Source organism: Flavobacterium sp. (genome assembly GCF_043720215.1).
Classification (GTDB): Bacteria; Bacteroidota; Bacteroidia; order Flavobacteriales; family Flavobacteriaceae; genus Flavobacterium.
Map to the genome: position 1 here is coordinate 1 of NZ_JAYSSZ010000267.1, position 2,703 is coordinate 2,703.

The 2,703-nt window shown below is 32.2% G+C and carries 2 protein-coding genes; one reads left to right on the forward strand and one right to left on the reverse strand.

Going from position 1 to position 2,703, the window contains the following annotated elements; genetic code table 11:
• Positions 1-447 precede the first annotated feature (447 nt).
• Positions 448-2,244 carry a translation elongation factor 4 gene (lepA, locus tag ACHZC3_RS11845; RefSeq protein ID WP_394760062.1) on the reverse strand — a complete coding sequence of 599 codons (1,797 nt, stop codon included), beginning with the start codon at positions 2,242-2,244 and terminating at the stop codon, positions 448-450.
• 179 nt (positions 2,245-2,423) lie between these two features.
• Here lepA and ACHZC3_RS11850 point away from each other — a divergent pair.
• A partial coding sequence (locus tag ACHZC3_RS11850; protein WP_394760063.1) for a hypothetical protein occupies positions 2,424-2,703 on the forward strand: 280 nt, incomplete at its 3' end.

Below are 2,703 nucleotides of genomic sequence, written 5' to 3' on the forward strand. Positions count from 1 at the left end.
GTTATAATCATGGTACCATAAATCTTTTTCCAGAAAACATAATAGACCAAATTAAAAAATTAGTCGAAGAAAATAATTTTCTAAAAGAAGAAAACAGAAAATTAAAAAGTTAGCCTATCTTTTGTAAACAATATTTTTTAACAAATTTTCAGTATCTTAGTAGTGCATCATTTATATTCTGTGATAATTTTTTTTAAAATATCTTTTTTATCACAAAGTTGTGATAGCTTTTTCAAAAATATACATATTATCACAAAAAACAAATTTATAGACTGCATGCCTACTAGATTATAAAATTTAATTTTTTTTTATAGCTTTACTCCAAGAAGAGAAAATAAGCTTAGAACTATTTTCAAAACTTGCAACGAATAGCTGTAAAACATCTCGTAAAAAAAAGCCGTTATTCGAATCGAATAACGGCTTTTCAATATATTTTAATTTCAAAACTTAATCATTCAATTTCAAAACTGCCATAAAGGCTTCTTGTGGAATTTCGACATTTCCAACCAGTCTCATACGTTTTTTACCTTTTTTCTGTTTTTCCAATAATTTACGTTTACGAGAAATATCTCCACCATAACATTTGGCGGTAACGTCTTTACGTAATGCTTTTATGGTTTCGCGAGAGATAACCTTTACTCCAATTGCGGCTTGAACAGGAATATCAAATTGTTGACGCGGGATTAATTCTTTCAGTTTTTCGCACATTTTTTTTCCAATAGAATACGCATTGTCAGCATGCATCAACGATGATAAAGCATCTACAATAGTTGCATTCAATAAGATATCCACTTTTACCAAATTAGACGTTCGCATTCCAATTGGTGTATAATCGAAGGAAGCGTAACCTTTAGAAACGGTTTTCAAACGATCATAAAAATCGAATACAATCTCTGCCAAAGGCATATCAAAAGTCAACTCGACACGTTCTGTTGTTAGATACGTCTGATTGGTAATCAATCCACGTTTTTCGATACACAAACTCATTACATTTCCAACATAATCAGATTTTGTAATGATTGTTGCCTTGATAAAAGGCTCTTCAACATGGTCTAAACGAGAAGGTTCTGGTAGATCTGAAGGGTTATTTACAATAAGCGCAGTTGTTGGATCTTTTTTGGTAAACGCATTATACGAAACGTTGGGAACCGTGGTAATGACCGTCATGTTGAACTCTCTCTCCAAACGTTCTTGGATAATTTCCATGTGTAACATTCCCAAGAAACCGCAACGGAAACCAAACCCCAAAGCCGCAGAACTTTCTGGAAGAAAAACAAGTGAAGCATCGTTCAGTTGTAGTTTTTCCATCGAATTACGTAATTCTTCGTAATCTTCTGTATCTACAGGATAAATTCCTGCAAAAACCATTGGTTTCACATCTTCAAAACCCGTAATTATATTAGTTGTTGGTGTTTTTGCATCCGTCAACGTGTCCCCTACTTTTACTTCTTTTGCTTCTTTTATTCCAGAAATCAAATACCCAACATCTCCAGCAGAAATAACTTGTTTTGGAACTTGGTTTAATTTTAATGTACCTATTTCATCTGCAAAATATTCATTGCCTGTTGCCATGAATTTAATTTTTTGCCCTTTTTTTATCTGACCATTTTTGACACGAAATATAACTTCTATTCCTCGAAAAGGATTGTAATGTGAATCGAAAATTAAAGCTTGCAATGGTTCGTCTACATTTCCTTTTGGATGTGGAATTTTCTCGATAATAGCTGCCAAAATGTTTTCGACACCAAAACCAGTTTTTCCAGAAGCATGAATAATATCTTCTAGTTTACAACCTAATAAATCGATAATATCGTCTGAAACTTCTTCTGGATTAGCACTTGGTAAATCTACCTTATTTAAAACAGGAATGATTTCTAAGTCGTTTTCTAGAGCCAGATATAAGTTAGAAATCGTTTGTGCCTGAATACTTTGTGCAGCGTCTACAATAAGTAATGCTCCTTCGCAAGCTGCAATAGAACGAGAAACTTCGTAAGAGAAATCTACGTGACCTGGAGTATCTATCAAATTCAGTATGTATTCTTGTCCTTGATAAGTGTATTCCATTTGTATGGCGTGACTTTTAATCGTAATACCACGTTCACGCTCTAAGTCCATGTTGTCAAGCAGTTGCGCTTTTTCTTCACGAGCAGTTACAGTTTGAGTAGCGCCAAGTAAACGATCAGCGAGTGTACTTTTCCCGTGGTCAATATGTGCAATTATGCAAAAATTTCTAATATGCTTCATCTTCTTTTTCTATCTAAATTTCTAGAAAACACTTTCGTGTTTAATCTGCAAATATAGCGCAAAGTTAGTCAGTGTCAAAGTTGTTATATTATAAATGAAGAATCCCTGTTTTTTTAATTTTTGATTCAATACTTTTGCCGTCAATTCAAATCTTAATTAAAAAATAAAATCTACAAATTATGAAAAAAATTCTTTGTGTTTTAATAGTATTTCTTTTGTCGTTGCAAGAGGGCTATTCGCAAAAAACATTATCTACAGATTATTCGTACAAAGTAAGTGAGCCTTACAAAGTGTTTGATGCTAAAGAAAAAATTTATTTTTCTAAAGGTAATGAGGTAATGGCATTGAAATTGGACGGAAAAGAAATTTTAATTCAAAAATTTAATTCAGACAAACCTGCTTTTATAAAAGAAAAATTATACGAGAAATTTTTTCCAAAAAATTATTCTATGGAAGAGA